Origin of the sequence: Periweissella fabaria (genome assembly GCF_918814575.1) — a bacterium.
Classification (GTDB): domain Bacteria; phylum Bacillota; class Bacilli; order Lactobacillales; family Lactobacillaceae; genus Periweissella; species Periweissella fabaria.
Genome location: NZ_CAKKNS010000002.1, coordinates 73,229 through 88,584, shown reverse-complemented (window position 1 = coordinate 88,584; position 15,356 = coordinate 73,229). Strand labels below are relative to the sequence as shown.

Sequence of the window (15,356 nt, the reverse complement as noted above, 5' to 3'; positions counted from 1 at the left end):
TTATTCTCCATCAATCAGGTTCACATCATCTGGCGCAGTTAACTCTTCCAATGTTTCTTGGATTTTTAATTGATCAGAAATCGAATTAAAGGCCAATAACAACGCCTGGTCTTGTCGTGATAATTTTGGGGCCAGTTTTTGAATTTGGTCGAGTTCATTATTTAATTTTTTTGTAACTGCGGCCATATGCTCAACGCTACTATTACCGACAATCGTAAAATCGCGATCACCTAAGCGAGCCCGATATCTACGTTTTTCATCTGCCATCTTCAAACCGTCCTTTATTATCTTGGTAGTAAATTATCATCTTTACCACACACCTGAATTCAATTATACAAAAAAAAACGCCTTTGAACCAAACATAATCGAGATAAAGGTCAATTTTAACTTGTTTTGTTGTGTATAATTGACCTTATACCAAACTACCAGAAAGCGAGTCCATTCGATGTCGATTATTATTAAAACGCCACCTGCAGAAGTCTTGACTTTTGCTAAACATTATCCGACAAATACCACAATCCCGGCAGGGGCCATTTTTCGCCATAAAGGCTCAGGAGTTATGGTAACTGGATATAAATCTGGTAAAATTATGTTTCAAGGACAAAACGAAACTAGCGAAGCTCAAAAATGGCAAGCAACCGCCTCACCAACCATTAAAAAAGCAGGTACAAGTTCTAAGCCCACCCCTGTATTGCCCTCAAATCTTAGTAATTTAAGCGTTATTGGCTCAGATGAAGTTGGGACCGGTTCATATTTTGGACCGTTAACCGTTGTGGCGGTTTATGTCGCCAAAGAACAAATTCCAACATTAAAGCAGTGGGGAATTGCCGATTCCAAAACTTTAACTGATGCTAATATCATCACCTTAGCCGAGCGTTTAATTGGTATTCTTACGTATCATATCGTTAATATTATGCCCCCCGCATACAATCAATATAATCAAACTCTCAACGCTAATGAAATCAAAGCCCATGGTCATAATCGGGCCTTAGGAGCTGTATTAAGTAAGATCACCCCTAAAACCCCCGACGCCATTTTAATTGATCAATTTACCCCGGCAGCGACTTATTGGCGCTATTTAAGCAAACTAGATTATGTCGTCAAAGATCACGTCTATTTTGCTACAAAAGCGGAACAACTGCATGTGGCCGTTGCGGCCGCCTCCATCATTGCCCGCTACGTTGAACTTAAGGCAATGCAAGAACTTAGTAAACAAGCTAACTGCCAGCTACCAGTTGGGGCTGGTAAAAACGTTGACAAGATTGCCGCTACTCTTATCCAAGAAGGTCTGGATTTAGGCCAATTTGCAAAATTACATTTTGCAAATACGCAAAAAGCGCATGCCATTGCAAAAAAATAAAATAAAAGAGCTAATCAATTAATGATTAGCTCTTTTATTTTATTAACGAACTACCAAGACTGATACTGGCGCATATTTTGCCACATATCCAGCTTGACTTCCCATATATTTTCCAAGGCCTTTTTTAGCCGCAGACGCGCCAACCACAACTAAATCTGGTTGGACATCAGGAATTACATCCTTAACAATCGTTTCACCTGGTTCACCTTCTGCAAACACAACGTGAACTTCTTTGACTCCTGCTTCTAAGGCTTGTTGCTTATAGTCGTGCAATCGTTGTTCAATTTTTACTCGCTTCTCTTTTAGCTTTTCTTTGTCTAAAGCTTCAAATACATTCAATGAATCTGTTTCAAGGACTGTTACAATATGTAACAATGAATCATCGTCTACCGCATGACTGACCGCATTTAAAAATGCAAGTTGCGCATCCGCTGAATCATCAACCCCTACTAAAATATTTTTATGCTTTGCTAATGAAAAAGTTTCGCCCATTTATCATGACCTTCTTTCCTAAAAGAGTTATGCCAATTGTTGAATAATGTTAATAACTAATTGCACATTCAATACTGTTAATAAGATTGCTGAAGCCCATGCCACAATCGAAATCCACAATGGGTTAACATATTCCCCCATCATTTTCTTTGATCCTGTAAACCAAATCAATGGAATCATTGTAAATGGCAATGCAATTGATAAGAATACTTGTGAGTAAACCAATAACTTATCCATTGCTCCTTCTGTACCACCCCAAATAACGGCAGCTACAATTACTGGAACAACAGCAATCAAACGGGTAATTAACCGCCGAGCCAACATTGGAATCTTCAAGTGAATGAAACCTTCCATGATAATTTGCCCAGTTAAAGTTCCCGTAATAGTTGCATTTTGTCCGGATGCCAATAAAGCAACCGCAAACAAGGTTGAAAGAACTGGTGAAGCAATCCCTTTGGCAATATTATTATCACTCAATGCGCGATACAAATCCCCAAACGCTTGCAATTGATCACCGTGACCGAAGAACAAAGCAGCTCCTAAAATAAGTAATAAAGCGTTGATAAACGTCGCACCAATTAATTGAATATTAGAATCCCATGTCGTAAAGCGTAACGCATTACGTACTTCAGCTGGGTCGTCATGATTAATGGCCCGCGTTTGAGCAATTGATGAGTGTAGATAGAGATTGTGGGGCATAACTGTGGCACCGATAATACCTAATGCTAATAATAATTGATCATGGTGGAAAATTTCAGCACGTGGTAAAATACCACCCGCAATCCCTGAAAGACTTGGCTTTGAAAGGATTACTAAATACAGAAAAATACCAAGAATTGATAAAATCAAAGTAATAACAATCGTTTCAATCTTACGGAAACCTAATTTTGTTAATAATAGTAATAAGAAAACATCTAAAACGGTTAACATAACCCCAACAACTAATGGTAAGCCAAATAATAAATTAAGGGCAATTGCCCCCCCGATAACTTCGGCAATATCAGTCGCCATAATTGCGAGTTCCGTCATAATCCATAAAACAAAGCCAATTGGTTTGTTAGTCTTATGCCGAATTGCTTGCGCTAAATCCATACGTGTAACAATTCCTAATTTAGCCGCCATATATTGCATAATCATGGCAATAATTCCGGAAATAATAACAACGGATAGGAGTAGATAACGGTACTGTGCCCCCCCAACAATTGAGGTAATCCAGTTACCTGGATCCATATATCCAACGGCAACTAACGCACCTGGACCACTAAAAGCAAATAGTGTGCGCCAAAAACCAGCATTTTTTGGTACTTCAACACTTCCGTTGACTTCCTCCAAACTAGCTGCGTCACTATCCAATGCGAACTTGTTTTGTGTTTCTTCTTTCGTCATGAACTCCTCCTTCTTTGAAAGGAAATCCCTAGTACGTGTCGGACAAAGCAAATTACTTTGCAATCTAATGCACTCTTAGGACATTCGTTGCATAACTCCAATTGCAGACAGACTACGATCTCTTTCAGATATTCTGCATCGTAAGTTTCTACGACAACAACAATTATACCGAATAATGCTAGTTGTTGTAAAATATATTACCAAAACGAAACAGAAATCATGCAGATCTTTTAAAAAAGTAACCCAATCCCGTAGTGAATTGCAATTGTAATAAGGCTGATAATAATATTTCTAATAATGGCTCGTTTAACTAATCCTTGACCAATTTTAGCACTTAAATAACCAATTACTCCGGCAGTTAAAGCCGTCACCGCAATTGTGCCAAAAAAACGTAAGCTCTCTGGTAAAAAAAGCATCGCAATTAAAGGTAATAATCCTGCAAGTGCTGCTGAAACAAGCGATGCAACCGCGGCCTCAATCGGATTCATATAATGTCCTAAATCAATATTATATTTAACATTCACAACGGTGGCTAATGGGGCCTTAGTCAATAACTCCTCTGCAATCGCCGTTGCGGTCGCTTGAGTGACCCCGCGATCAACATAGTGTTGACTGACACTTTCAATTTGACTTTGATAATCATGCTTTAAATTCTGTTCTTCTAGTGCTACGGCGGCTTTTTCGGTATCACTTTGTGAGCTAACAGAGGCGTATTCTCCACCAGCCATTGAAAAAGCACAAGCAACTAAATCAGCGAACCCCGCCAACAAAATTGTAAACCGATTAGGCGTTGCTGCCGCAACACTAAATAACACCCCAACAACTGTTAAAATACCATCATTTGATCCTAACACACCGGCACGAATAGCATTTAAGCGTTCATCCATATTTTGTTTCTTAGCCATGATTTCCCCCTATAATCTTACAAGGTAACCCATTAAAAAGGTTACTAACATGGTTATTACACCACTGACAAAATTCCGTAACATACCGCGCTTAGGATCAGCATTACCTAACTTTGCAGCTAAATACCCTGTAATTAAAAGTGCTAAAGCAACCGCGATAAACGTCCCAACAATATTAATTGATTTTGGTAGTAAGGTAATGGCCACCAGTGGTAGAATCGAGCCAAGTGGGAAAGAAATCATTGACGCCACAGCCGCCGCATACGGATTCGTAAATTCATCAATTTCAAAACCATACCGTTCACGAACAACAGTGGCTAATGCATCTCCACTCATCATTTCTTGAGTTGCCTTTTGTGCTAATTTTGGTGAAATACCTTGTGCAATATATTTTTGCTCAACAAACTGATATTCACTGGCATAATCTTGCTCTAAAGCGGTGGCTTGTTTACTAGTGGCCGCTCTTTGTGCATCTTTTTGCGAATTAACTGATACATATTCACCCATGGCCATTGAAACTGTACCGGCTAACATCCCCGCTAAACCCGAAACTAAAATTGCAAAACTACTTGTGCGGGCACCTGCTACACCAATAACAATAGCCGCAACAGATAGAATACCATCATTCGCACCCATGACACTGGCACGTAAAACGTTAATTTTTTGTGCTAAACTAATTTTCTTAACCGGCTTAAGGCTATTTTCTTTTACGTTCATTTTCCCACCTTCTTGAGCTATAATTGATATAGGATAATTACTTATTTAGAATTATTCTAATTAAATAATAACACTTTTGTATAAAAGTACAAGTAATATTTAAACGAAAGAAGGTCATCTTTTGGCAAATCACGAACTTGAAAACGCAATTGATTTTCTCCGTCAAAAAGGACTCCGGATTACAAGTCAACGTTCACAAATTTTAAACTATTTAATAACCGAACAAAATCACCCGACTGCTGAAATGATTTTCAACGCCTTAAAATCATCGGATGCAAATTTAAGTCTTGCCACAGTTTACAATACTTTAGACTTATTTATTACACATCATCTTGTCGTAAATTTACCGGGCAATGACGACAAACAGCATTTTGATTATTTTGCACATCCCCATTATCACGTCATATGTAGCGAATGTGGCCGAATTGAAGATGTATTTGACTTCAGCTTTGAACCACTGTTAAAACACGCTCAAACAAACACTAATTACCAAATTAACCATGCTGCCGTTGAGGTCTTTGGTGTATGTCCAAATTGTCAAATTAAACTTAATAAAAAAGCCGATTACTAATCGTAATCGGCTTTTTTGATGGTTGCTATGAAGCAATCATCAATTTATTTTAATTAATCAATCGTTTGGATAGTCATGATGTTAGTAGTACCAGTAGTAGCAACTGGAATACCAGCAGTAACGATGATGTTATCACCCTTCTTAGCAAGACCGCGTTCAACCGCAACCTTCTTAGCTAAAGCAATCATTTCATCTGTGTTAGCAGGTTCTTCAGTGATCACTGGATCAACACCCCATGACATAGTCAAGGCACGTTGTACACGTTCGCTGAAAGTAATTGCCAAGATATCAGCATTTGGACGGTGCTTAGAAATCATCTTTGCAGTGTAACCTGAAGCAGTAGCAGCAACGATTGTCTTGATGTTCAAGTTCTTTGCAGCAGATGCAACAGCAGCAGCAACTGATTCAGTAACGTCAGTAGCATCAAACAAGTTGTCAACCATACGACCATTTTGAGCCAATGATGATTCGGCCTTCATGTTGATGTTTGACATCATAGCAACAGCTTCCTTAGGGTAGTTACCGTTAGCTGATTCACCTGAAAGCATAGTTGCATCAGTACCATCAAATACGGCATTGGCAACGTCAGAAGCTTCGGCACGTGTTGGACGTGGCTTTTCTTGCATTGAGTCCAACATATCAGTTGAAGTAATAACTGCCTTACCAGCAGCGTTCATTGAACGGATTAAGTCCTTTTGAACCAAAGGAACATTTTCAGGTGGAATTTCGATACCCATGTCCCCACGAGCAATCATCAAACCATCTGAAACTTTTTCGATTTCAGCCCAGTTATCGATACCTTCTTGTGATTCGATTTTAGGGAAGATTTGAACGTCTTCCTTGTTCTTTTCCTTCAACAATGCACGAATTTCGAGCACGTCTTCAGGTTTACGAACAAATGAAGCCGCAATGAAGCTAATTCCTTGGTCAAGACCAAAACGAATGTCATCAGCATCTTTTTCAGTAATACCAGGTAAGTTAATTGAAACACCAGGTGCATTAACACCCTTACGTGAACCAAGAAGACCTGGGTTTTGAACAGTTACAACTAATTCGCGAGTTGCATCGTCCTTTGAGTCGATTTGCATGTCGATACGACCATCATCGAAAAGAACGTGTCCACCGATTTGAACGTCGTCAAAAAGGTTTTCGTAAGTAACAAAAATCTTTTCTTTGCTACCAAGCTTTTCAGCAGTAGCATCCATACCAATACGCAATTGGTCGCCGGCGTTAAATTCGATCTTACCAGTTTCAGTACCTTGCTTTGTAGTACGGATTTCCGCACCCTTAGTATCAAGTAAGAAACCAACAGTCTTTCCTGTGATCTTTTCAGCTTCACGAACAGCGTTCATACGGCCGAGGTGTTCTTCGTGGTCACCGTGTGAGAAGTTGAAACGGAAAACATTTGCACCGTTTTCAATCAAGCTAACAATAGTGTCGACATCAGAACTTGCAGGTCCAAGTGTTGCAACAATCTTGGTCTTTTTCATGACGTAACATATCTCCTTAGATATAACTTTAAATTTTCATTCCTTGTGTATGATAACACATTTTTTTGTTAAATATGAACCTTCTTAGGCAAAAAATCCTAGTTAATTATCCCTAAAAAATACATTTCCTTGACCTAATAAGGATGTAAGCGATTCCATTAAAGTGGTATTTTTTTTCAACCACCACTCTTTTGACATTAAAATTTTCCGATTATCAATTTCATATACTAAAATCACTGGATTAGGCCCTACATTTGCTTGTAAAATCTGCCGTAATTTATTTTCAGTCTCAGTTTGATTTTTTTCTTTTGTTAGCTTTAAAAACCATTTACCTTGCGGTTTTTCGCTTATGTTATCATTATTTTTAACTTTAATATCACTAGCTAATTGTAAATAATCTGCAATGATTTGCAACTCGCGGCCTTGTTCAACTTTTCCTTGTAAAACAAAAACTTTACCCGCACTAATTTGCATTTTAAGTTGGTTATATAGCCGTGGAAAAATTGTAATACTAATTTCACCAGTTTGATCTGTCGCCGTCACAAATGCCATTTCCTGACCGGTTTTTGTTCGAATCACATGGACCTTTGTGATTAAAATCACTAGATTAACCTTATCATCCACCTGTAATTGATTAATCGTTGTTAAATCAATTTGTTGGGCCAACTTACGATATTGTTCAACCGGATGCGCGGAAATATAAACCCCTAACATTTCAATTTCCATCGCTAGTTTTTCTGCCAATGTAAAATCTGGTAATTTTGCGATTTTAGGCGCCATCGTAGCAAACAATGACATTGAACTACCTGACAAGCCAACTGCTTCGAGAATACCATTTAAAGCTTGGAGTAGCTCTTTGCGATTGTACCCTAGGTTATCACAAGCACCGGCTTTTATTAACGCCGTAAATAACGTCTCATTACGCCATTTATCACTCAAGCGGCTAATAAGATTAGCCAAACTATCAAAACGGCCATGAGCATCACGTTCTTGGAGCAATTCATTAATAAAATCACTCCGTAACCCTTTAATAGCGGTCAACCCAAAGCGAACCGCCCCATCGGCTTTCGCAAATTCACGCATGCTCCGGTTAATATCTGGACCAACAACGGCAATTCCAGCTTGACGTAACTCTTGAATATAGACCCCAACTTTAGCGTCATTACCAGCATTGGCATTAATTAGCGCAATAAAAAATTCACGTGGAAAATGCACTTTTAAAAATGCTAATTGATAGGCCATTTTGGAATATGCAATCGCATGTGAGCGATTAAAGCCGTAATTGGCAAAGGCTTCAATATAGTCATATACCGTTACTGCGACTGTTTCTGCATGTCCTAATGCGGTTGCGCCATTAATAAATTGCTGCCGTAAAACACTAATTTTATTAGCATCTTTCTTACTGATTGCCCGGCGTAACATATCGGCTTGGGCCAACGTAAAACCGGCTAACGCTGAAGCTACACGCATAACTTGTTCCTGGTAAACAATAATCCCAAAAGTTGGTGCTAAAATTGGCTGCAACACTGGATCTGGATAAGCTACCGGTTCTTGACCATGTTTACGCGCCACAAATTGCGAAATATTTTCCATTGGTCCGGGGCGGAATAATGCATTAACGGCAGCAATCATTTCAAATGAATCTGGCTGTAATTGTCGGAGGACTTTTTTAATACCTTCTGATTCAAATTGAAAAATACCGTTCGTTTTCGCTTGCTGAAATATCTTCAAAGTTGCTTGATCATCGTATGCAATTGTGTCTAACGTAAACGTTGGTTCTGATTCATGAATCAAACTTAATGTTGTTGCTAATAGAGTTAAATTACGTAACCCCAAAAAATCCATTTTCAACAATCCTAGTGATTCAACCGGATTTTTGGGTAATTGCGTCATTAACCGCTCATCAGGTCCCGTTTGTACCGGTACAATGTCGGTTAGAGGTTCTTGTGAGATAACCACTCCTGCAGCATGCGTACTATAATTACGTGGTAATCCTTCTAATTGTTGCGCGACATTTAATAATAAGTTCCCATTGGGTAAATCATTAATTATGTTTTGAAAAGTTCGTGAATTTTCGATTGCACTTGCCAATGTAAAATGGGGGACATTAGGTAATGCTTTGGCTAATTGCCCTAATTGCGGCTGGGTATACCCAAAAACACGGCCTGTATCACGAATAACTTGTTTAGCTGCCAAAGTTCCAAACGTAATAATTTGTGCCACGTGGGTATGACCATATTTATCATGGACATAATTCAATACTTCTTCCCGTCGATTATCAGGTAAATCAAGATCTATATCAGGCATTTGCGCTCGATCTGGATTTAAAAAACGTTCAAATAATAAATCATATTTTAATGGATCGACATCTGTAATCGTCAACGCATAGGCAACTAAAGAACCAGCAGCTGATCCCCGCCCAGGACCCGTTTGAATATTTTGCTGATGGGCCCATTCCATGACATCCCATACGATTAAAAAATAATCGTTGAAGCCTAATTGATTAATTACCGTTAATTCGTGGTCAAGCCGTTCTTGATATGCTTGCGTATTTAGTCCGCGTTTAGCTAACCCAGCCTGACTAATTTGGGCTAAATACACTCGTGTATCAGTCCCAACAGGTAACGGAAACGTTGGTAATTGTGGTTGTTTAAACTTTAATTCAACATTAATTGTCGCAGCTAAATTTTCATTATTTTCAAAAGCAGTTGCTAGACCAGCTTCCATATAAGCCATCTGAATTTTTGCTAATGGTTTTAAATAAGCACTACCAACTTCACTCCGCACCTGTCCTAAATTAGTTAAAACCACGTTGGCATCAATTGCTTGTAAAACTTTACTTGCAAAATAATCATTAGGCTCCAAATAATGGACCGGTTCGTCAACAACCAATGGGATGTCTACCTGCGTACTAAAATTTTGTAATTTCGTACGTTGTTCCCTCGACTGTTGCAAATTAATCCCTAGATAAAGTGCATTCGCATCAAATAAATGTTGTAACTCGGTAGTAGCTTGTTGGGCCAATGCTAACTGCCCTTGTTGAATAAGTTGATCAACTTCACCACCTACTGGACTAATCACAATTAAATCGGCTAAAAAATCCTTAATCGCACCAAAATTAGCTTCGTTAGGATTTGTTAAAGTCATCTTATAGGATGATATTTTCATTAAATTTTGATAACCTTGGCTATTTTTAGCGATTAGCACGATTGCTCCAATTGTGCTTTGGTTAACAAGCCCATTAATTTTTAACGTTAAACCTAAGATTGGTTTCATTTCTGCTTCAATAGCGGCATTATAAAAATCAACGACACCATACATAACATCGATATCTGTTAAAGCGATATTTTGATAACCAAGCGCTTTGGCTTTAGTTACTAAACCTTTAGGGGTTGTTGGACTTTTTAATAGACTATATGCACTTAATGCTTGGATTGGAAAATAACTCATTACAGTCCCCCTTTTCATTTATATAAGCCATCGTCAAAGTTGTTACTCTTATTATATCAAAAACATTTAGACTTGCATTTAAATATAGAGAGCGTAAACTAATAGTGAAATTATGAATAAACGAAAAGGTGTACATTATGAAATACTTTATGGGTGCTTTATGGGCATTGATTTTCGGTGAAATTATTGGTTACATTGGTCACGCACTTGAAGGTGGTACTTATTCACCAGTCTTTATTGCCATTTGGGCGATTATTATTGGACTTGCTGGTGCAATTATCTTTTCAAAAATTTCAACTGGTGCCAACAAACAACAATAAAAAAAGTTCGGGATATCCCGAACTTTTTTTATTTACCATTAATTAATCAGTAATGTTTAATTCTGAAATTTTTAATAATGTATCAACTGCTTGTTCCATTACTTGAGCAGACACAAATTCAAACCGTGAGTGCATGTTTTCACCACCTGCAAAGAGGTTTGGTGTTGGTGTGCCAAGGAAAGTAATCTTAGAACCATCAGTACCACCACGAACAGGTTCGATTAATGGTTTAATATCAAGAGCCTTCATGGCGTCAGCTGCTAAGTCAACTGAACGCATGTCGTCTTTTAATACTTCACCCATGTTAAAGTATTGGTCTTTGATTTCAACGTTAATCCGGTTAGTACCAAAGTCCGCATTCATTTTGTCAGCGATTGTAAGTAATAATTGCTTACGTTCTTCAAACTTTTGACGATCGTGATCGCGGACAATGTAACGGCTTGTAGCTGATTCTGGTGAACCACTAATTTGCATTACGTGCCAGAAACCTTCAGTTCCTTCAGTGTGTTCTGGACGATCATGTTCTGGTAAAGCGGCGTGGAAATCCATGACAACTTGGATTGCGTTAATCATTGTGTCTTTAGCTGAACCAGGGTGGACATTCTTACCTTGAACTGAGATTTTTGCATCAGCAGCATTGAAAGTTTCCCATTCTAATTCACCTAATGGACCACCATCAACAGTGTAGGCAAAATCAGCACCAAATTCTTTAGTGTCAAAATTGTCCGCACCAATTCCGATTTCTTCATCAGGACCAAAAGCAACTTTGATAGTACCGTGCTTAACATCCGGATTAGCAATCAAGTATTCCATAGCAGCAATAATTTCTGCGACCCCGGCTTTATCATCAGCACCAAGTAAAGTGCTACCATCTGAAGTAATCAAAGTGTGACCTTCATAGTTCTTCATGTTAGGGAATTCAGCTTGACTTAAAGTCCATTCATCACTCAACTTAATATCTGACTTACCGTCATAGTTTTCGTGGATTTGTGGTTGCACGTTTTCAGAATTGAAATCGGCAGTATCAACGTGTGAAATAAAACCAATCGTTGGTACATCTTTATCAATGTTACTTGCTAATTCAGCAAAAACGTAACCATCTTTCATAGTTCGCACATTTTGCAAACCCATTTCCTTTAATTCAGTTGCTAAATCTGCTAAAAAAGCGACTTCCTTTGGATCTGATGGAATAGTTGTTGATTCTTCGTTTGAACGAGTGTTAACTTTCGCATATTTGATAAAACGTGGTACTAAATTTTCGTATTTAGCCAATTGCTTATACCTCTTTCTTTGACTTAAACAAATCGGAATGGATCCGTGTTTATATTAGATTGTACTACATCTAGCTCCCATTCGGCATCATTTGACCAATCCTTAATAAATTGTTGCATTGCTGTTTTCATCCAAAATTCCATATGATGTCCCGGATCAATCACAGAGATGCCACTTGATAAAATGTCATGTGCTACATGATAGCTAACATCAGCTGTTACTAAGACATCGGCACCTTGTGCTTTTGCTTCAGCATAAAATTCAGACCCAGAGCCACCAACAATTGCGACACGTTTAATGAATTGATCAGTATCTGTCGTAATTAATCGAACATGCTCAACTTTAAAAGTTTGACATAACCGATTAGCAAAGTCTTTTAATAAAGTTGGGGCTGGTAAGTTACCAATTCGCCCCAAACCAATTTCAGGTTGGTTTGGTTCTGGGATTAATGGTGTTGTGTCTGGTAAACCAATAATTTGTGCTAACCAGTCATTCATCCCGTCACTAACTTTATCCAAATTAGTATGTGCTGCGTATACGGTAATATTATGGCGTAATAAATCTGCATACATCCGATTTTGTGGATTAGCCAAGTCTAAATCATAAGCTGGTTTAAACATTATCGGATGATGTGCCAAAATAAAATCAACTCCTTGGGCAATTGCTTCTTGGACCACTTCAGGTCGCACATCAAGAGTGGTCATAACTTTATGAATTGGTTTTTTTAAATCCCCAATTTGTAAACCACTATGATCCCAACTTTCAGCTAGCGTTAGTGGCGCAAATTCTTCAATTCGTTTTACAAGTTCATATCCGCGAATGACTGTCATTTTAGTACCTCTTGAATCGTCGCTATTTCAGCTTGTGTTTCAGCAATACGATCTTCATGAACTGGTGTGGCTGCTTGTAAGAAACCTAGTACTTTTTCCTTACGATCTAATTCATGTTCCCATTTAGCACGCCAAACATCAGATTGTATCTCACTAAGATATGGTCCAAATTGTTTATCATGTGCTGATAGTGTCATATCCCCTGGTATTGCTTTAATTAATTCATATGTGTGATTATCTTCAGCCACAATATCTTCAGCCACAATTTGATACGCATGTTGTTCTAGCCATTCTCGAACAGTTGCTTCATCAGTATTTGGCTGTAAGATTAATGTTTCAAAACGTGGGCCAGCATCTAAAATCTTACTAATCAAGATTCCACCCATTCCAGCAATAACAACCGTATCGATTGCATCGATTGGTTCAATTGCTGCAAGTCCATCTGCTAAGCGAACTATAATCCGATCTTGAAAGCCTTGCTTATTAACTTCCGATGCGGCATTTTTCATTGGGCCGACTGCAACTTCACCAGCAACAGCAAAATCAATTTTTTTATTTAAAAGTAAATTGACTGGCAAATACGCGTGATCAGAACCAATGTCAGCAACCCGTGCACCTTGTGGTACCATTTGTGCAACTGCAGCAAGGCGTTGCGAAAGTTTGTGTCCATACATTATATGTATCCCTGATTTCTTTTAATTTCTACTTAAAATAGTATCATTAAAACGAAAGTCTGGGCAACCGGTATAGTCAATTAAAATCATTATTATACAAAAAAAGTTCTACGATGAAATAATTCATCATAGAACTTCTTAAATTGCAATTACTTGCTCAACTTAGCAGCCAAACGTGACTTGTCACGTGATGCTTTGTTCTTTTTGATCAAACCCTTGCTTACGGCTTTGTCAATTGCTGAAGAAGCAGCAACGTATAAGTCTTGGGCATTGTCAGCACCGGCAGCAGCAGCGGCAACGAACTTCTTAACTTGAGTACGGTATGAGCTCAATTGAGAAGCACGACGAGCTTGCGCCTTTTCGTTAGTGCGGACACGTTGGATTGAAGATTCAATAACTGGCATTGATAATTCCTCCTGGTCTTTTTTCTGTTATATAGCAGTTAATTTAGTGGTTAATGTAAATATTAACGACGTAAACCAAGTGCCTTAATCAATTCACGGTAACGTTGAACATCTGAGTTACGGAGGTAACGTAATAAGTTACGACGGTGACCGATCTTCTTCATTAAACCACGTTGTGAGTGGAAGTCGTGCTTGTGAATTGAGAAGTGAGCGTTCAATTCGTTGATGTCTTCAGTAAGGACTGCAACTTGAACTTCAACAGAACCAGTATCGCCTTCGTGACGACCAAATTGCTTAATAAGTTCGTTCTTACGTGCTTGTGAAATAGCCATGGGTTATTTCCACCTTTCTTTATTTATTCCAAAAACCGAGTAAATCGACGGTGAACCGATAAACTAAGTAAGAGGCTGTGCTCTTTAGCACTTTTATAATGTTACACGTTACTTCTTGTTAATGCAAGTAAAATATTATTTATTTACAAAATTAATCATAAATAATTCAAATAAGATTTCAGGATCACGTTGAGTACTCTTCAATTGCTTTTCTAAATCAAATAATCCTAAATATGCCCGGCTTAAATCTTGCATCGTAAAGCGACTACTAGCTTGATTAGCTAATTTGACCCGATAAGGGTGCACCTTAAGTTGCGTGGCTAATTCCTTTTCGTTGCGCACCTTTGGCATTAACCCCTTAACTTGCAACAACAAGCGAAATTGACCGATTAGTAAGGCATTCATTTTTAATGGTTCTTCCCCATTAATACGTAATTCGTGATAAAGCGTTAATGCCGTCGTGGTTTTTCTAGCTAATACAGCCGTCACTAAATCAAAAACATTTTCACCTAACGACTTAGTCACCAAATCTTCAACGGCTGCCCGATTAATTACTTTTTCTTGGTAACAATATAAATATAGTTTACCAAGTTCTTGCATAATAATTGTTAAATCAGCGTTCGTCCGTTGAATCAAAACATTCATCGCAGCTGGTTCAATCTTGAAGCCATGCTCCCGCATATCGGTATTGATTAATTCATGGATGTCACGCTCGGAAATCACTCCAAAATCAAATACTTCAGCGACTTTCAAAAGGGCTTTAACTACCTTTTTACGCTTATCAAGCTTTTCATAAGGGGCTAAAAACACTAATGTTGTATCCGGTTCTGGCCGCTCTAAATATGCTAATAAGGCATCCAAATTATGATTGGCACGTTGCTTTTTCGTTTCACCAGTTAAAAAAAGTGGCTTTTCCAAAACGACAACTCGCCGCTCACCAAAAAATGGAATCGTAGCTGCATCAGCTAAAGCGACTTCTAAATCAACATCGTCCATATCATAACTAGCATAATTCATTGCTTGTTCTTCTAATGCGATTAATCCTTTACATGCTTGGCGGGCTTTTTCGAGAATATATAATTGTTCACTTTGTATTAGATACACTGGCTGAGGTGAACTGGTTAATTGTTGGGTTAAATTCTGTATGTTCATA

General features: G+C 38.3%; 16 protein-coding genes. 3 read left to right on the top strand and 13 right to left on the bottom strand.

The window, feature by feature from the left end; genetic code table 11:
- On the bottom strand, window positions 1–267 hold the full coding sequence (locus LQZ75_RS03400) for a cell division protein ZapA (protein WP_230096450.1): 267 nt from the start codon (window positions 265–267) through the stop codon (window positions 1–3).
- Window positions 268–445: 178 nt separating this feature from the next.
- On the opposite strand from LQZ75_RS03400, the gene rnhC reads away from it, so the two are divergent.
- On the top strand, window positions 446–1,360 hold the full coding sequence (gene rnhC / locus LQZ75_RS03395; protein ID WP_230096449.1) for a ribonuclease HIII: 915 nt from the start codon (window positions 446–448) through the stop codon (window positions 1,358–1,360).
- Between the two features lie 42 nt (window positions 1,361–1,402).
- Here the strand turns inward: rnhC and LQZ75_RS03390 are convergent, their stop codons facing one another.
- The 4 genes from LQZ75_RS03390 to LQZ75_RS03375 form a co-directional block, all read right to left on the bottom strand.
- Window positions 1,403–1,852, bottom strand: a complete 450-nt coding sequence (locus tag LQZ75_RS03390; RefSeq protein WP_230096448.1) for a universal stress protein — start codon at window positions 1,850–1,852, stop codon at window positions 1,403–1,405.
- A gap of 27 nt (window positions 1,853–1,879) precedes the next feature.
- On the bottom strand, window positions 1,880–3,238 hold the full coding sequence (locus LQZ75_RS03385; protein ID WP_230096447.1) for an Nramp family divalent metal transporter: 1,359 nt from the start codon (window positions 3,236–3,238) through the stop codon (window positions 1,880–1,882).
- A 230-nt stretch (window positions 3,239–3,468) separates the two neighbouring features.
- Window positions 3,469–4,143, bottom strand: coding sequence for a VIT1/CCC1 transporter family protein (locus LQZ75_RS03380; RefSeq protein ID WP_230096446.1), 675 nt, complete (start codon window positions 4,141–4,143; stop codon window positions 3,469–3,471).
- A gap of 9 nt (window positions 4,144–4,152) precedes the next feature.
- Window positions 4,153–4,860, bottom strand: coding sequence for a VIT1/CCC1 transporter family protein (locus tag LQZ75_RS03375; protein ID WP_230096445.1), 708 nt, complete (start codon window positions 4,858–4,860; stop codon window positions 4,153–4,155).
- Between the two features lie 121 nt (window positions 4,861–4,981).
- On the opposite strand from LQZ75_RS03375, the gene LQZ75_RS03370 reads away from it, so the two are divergent.
- The gene (locus tag LQZ75_RS03370) at window positions 4,982–5,431 is read left to right on the top strand and encodes a Fur family transcriptional regulator (protein ID WP_230096444.1); all 450 of its coding nucleotides are present in this window, start codon (window positions 4,982–4,984) and stop codon (window positions 5,429–5,431) included.
- 53 nt (window positions 5,432–5,484) lie between these two features.
- Here LQZ75_RS03370 and pyk read toward each other — a convergent pair whose 3' ends face one another.
- A complete protein-coding gene (gene pyk, locus LQZ75_RS03365) occupies window positions 5,485–6,921 on the bottom strand; it encodes a pyruvate kinase (RefSeq protein WP_230096443.1) in 1,437 nt (478 codons plus the stop codon).
- A gap of 102 nt (window positions 6,922–7,023) precedes the next feature.
- A complete protein-coding gene (gene dnaE, locus LQZ75_RS03360; RefSeq protein WP_230096442.1) occupies window positions 7,024–10,371 on the bottom strand; it encodes a DNA polymerase III subunit alpha in 3,348 nt (1,115 codons plus the stop codon).
- Window positions 10,372–10,508: 137 nt separating this feature from the next.
- On the opposite strand from dnaE, the gene LQZ75_RS03355 reads away from it, so the two are divergent.
- Window positions 10,509–10,691, top strand: a complete 183-nt coding sequence (locus tag LQZ75_RS03355) for a DUF2929 family protein (RefSeq protein ID WP_230096441.1) — start codon at window positions 10,509–10,511, stop codon at window positions 10,689–10,691.
- A 42-nt stretch (window positions 10,692–10,733) separates the two neighbouring features.
- Here the strand turns inward: LQZ75_RS03355 and pepT are convergent, their stop codons facing one another.
- The 6 genes from pepT to holA form a co-directional block, all read right to left on the bottom strand.
- Window positions 10,734–11,963, bottom strand: coding sequence for a peptidase T (gene pepT, locus LQZ75_RS03350; protein WP_230096440.1), 1,230 nt, complete (start codon window positions 11,961–11,963; stop codon window positions 10,734–10,736).
- Window positions 11,964–11,986: 23 nt separating this feature from the next.
- Window positions 11,987–12,793 (bottom strand): Nif3-like dinuclear metal center hexameric protein, encoded by an 807-nt coding sequence (locus LQZ75_RS03345; RefSeq protein ID WP_230096439.1) that lies wholly within the window; start codon window positions 12,791–12,793, stop codon window positions 11,987–11,989.
- The gene (locus tag LQZ75_RS03340; protein WP_230096438.1) at window positions 12,790–13,467 is read right to left on the bottom strand and encodes a tRNA (adenine(22)-N(1))-methyltransferase; all 678 of its coding nucleotides are present in this window, start codon (window positions 13,465–13,467) and stop codon (window positions 12,790–12,792) included. Before LQZ75_RS03340 ends, LQZ75_RS03345 begins: the two co-directional genes overlap by 4 nt.
- 149 nt (window positions 13,468–13,616) lie before the next feature.
- Window positions 13,617–13,871 (bottom strand): 30S ribosomal protein S20, encoded by a 255-nt coding sequence (gene rpsT / locus LQZ75_RS03335; RefSeq protein ID WP_230096437.1) that lies wholly within the window; start codon window positions 13,869–13,871, stop codon window positions 13,617–13,619.
- Window positions 13,872–13,933: 62 nt separating this feature from the next.
- Window positions 13,934–14,203: a 30S ribosomal protein S15 gene (gene rpsO / locus LQZ75_RS03330; protein ID WP_168722447.1), complete on the bottom strand. Its 270-nt coding sequence runs from the start codon at window positions 14,201–14,203 to the stop codon at window positions 13,934–13,936.
- A 135-nt stretch (window positions 14,204–14,338) separates the two neighbouring features.
- Complete coding sequence (holA, locus tag LQZ75_RS03325) at window positions 14,339–15,355, bottom strand: DNA polymerase III subunit delta (protein ID WP_230096436.1); 1,017 nt, start codon at window positions 15,353–15,355, stop codon at window positions 14,339–14,341.
- Between the last annotated feature and the right edge of the window lies 1 nt (window position 15,356).

What these genes read in the sequence shown, in the direction of transcription:
- LQZ75_RS03375 (WP_230096445.1), bottom strand. Translation starts at nt 4,860, where the DNA reads ATGAACGTAAAAGAAAATAGCCTTAAGCCGGTTAAGAAAATTAGTTTA.
- pyk (WP_230096443.1), bottom strand. Translation starts at nt 6,921, where the DNA reads ATGAAAAAGACCAAGATTGTTGCAACACTTGGACCTGCAAGTTCTGAT.
- rpsT (WP_230096437.1), bottom strand. Translation starts at nt 13,871, where the DNA reads ATGCCAGTTATTGAATCTTCAATCCAACGTGTCCGCACTAACGAAAAG.
- LQZ75_RS03390 (WP_230096448.1), bottom strand. Translation starts at nt 1,852, where the DNA reads ATGGGCGAAACTTTTTCATTAGCAAAGCATAAAAATATTTTAGTAGGG.
- LQZ75_RS03340 (WP_230096438.1), bottom strand. Translation starts at nt 13,467, where the DNA reads ATGTATGGACACAAACTTTCGCAACGCCTTGCTGCAGTTGCACAAATG.
- LQZ75_RS03345 (WP_230096439.1), bottom strand. Translation starts at nt 12,793, where the DNA reads ATGACAGTCATTCGCGGATATGAACTTGTAAAACGAATTGAAGAATTT.
- LQZ75_RS03400 (WP_230096450.1), bottom strand. Translation starts at nt 267, where the DNA reads ATGGCAGATGAAAAACGTAGATATCGGGCTCGCTTAGGTGATCGCGAT.
- rnhC (WP_230096449.1), top strand. Translation starts at nt 446, where the DNA reads ATGTCGATTATTATTAAAACGCCACCTGCAGAAGTCTTGACTTTTGCT.
- LQZ75_RS03380 (WP_230096446.1), bottom strand. Translation starts at nt 4,143, where the DNA reads ATGGCTAAGAAACAAAATATGGATGAACGCTTAAATGCTATTCGTGCC.
- LQZ75_RS03385 (WP_230096447.1), bottom strand. Translation starts at nt 3,238, where the DNA reads ATGACGAAAGAAGAAACACAAAACAAGTTCGCATTGGATAGTGACGCA.
- holA (WP_230096436.1), bottom strand. Translation starts at nt 15,355, where the DNA reads ATGAACATACAGAATTTAACCCAACAATTAACCAGTTCACCTCAGCCA.
- rpsO (WP_168722447.1), bottom strand. Translation starts at nt 14,203, where the DNA reads ATGGCTATTTCACAAGCACGTAAGAACGAACTTATTAAGCAATTTGGT.
- dnaE (WP_230096442.1), bottom strand. Translation starts at nt 10,371, where the DNA reads ATGAGTTATTTTCCAATCCAAGCATTAAGTGCATATAGTCTATTAAAA.
- LQZ75_RS03355 (WP_230096441.1), top strand. Translation starts at nt 10,509, where the DNA reads ATGAAATACTTTATGGGTGCTTTATGGGCATTGATTTTCGGTGAAATT.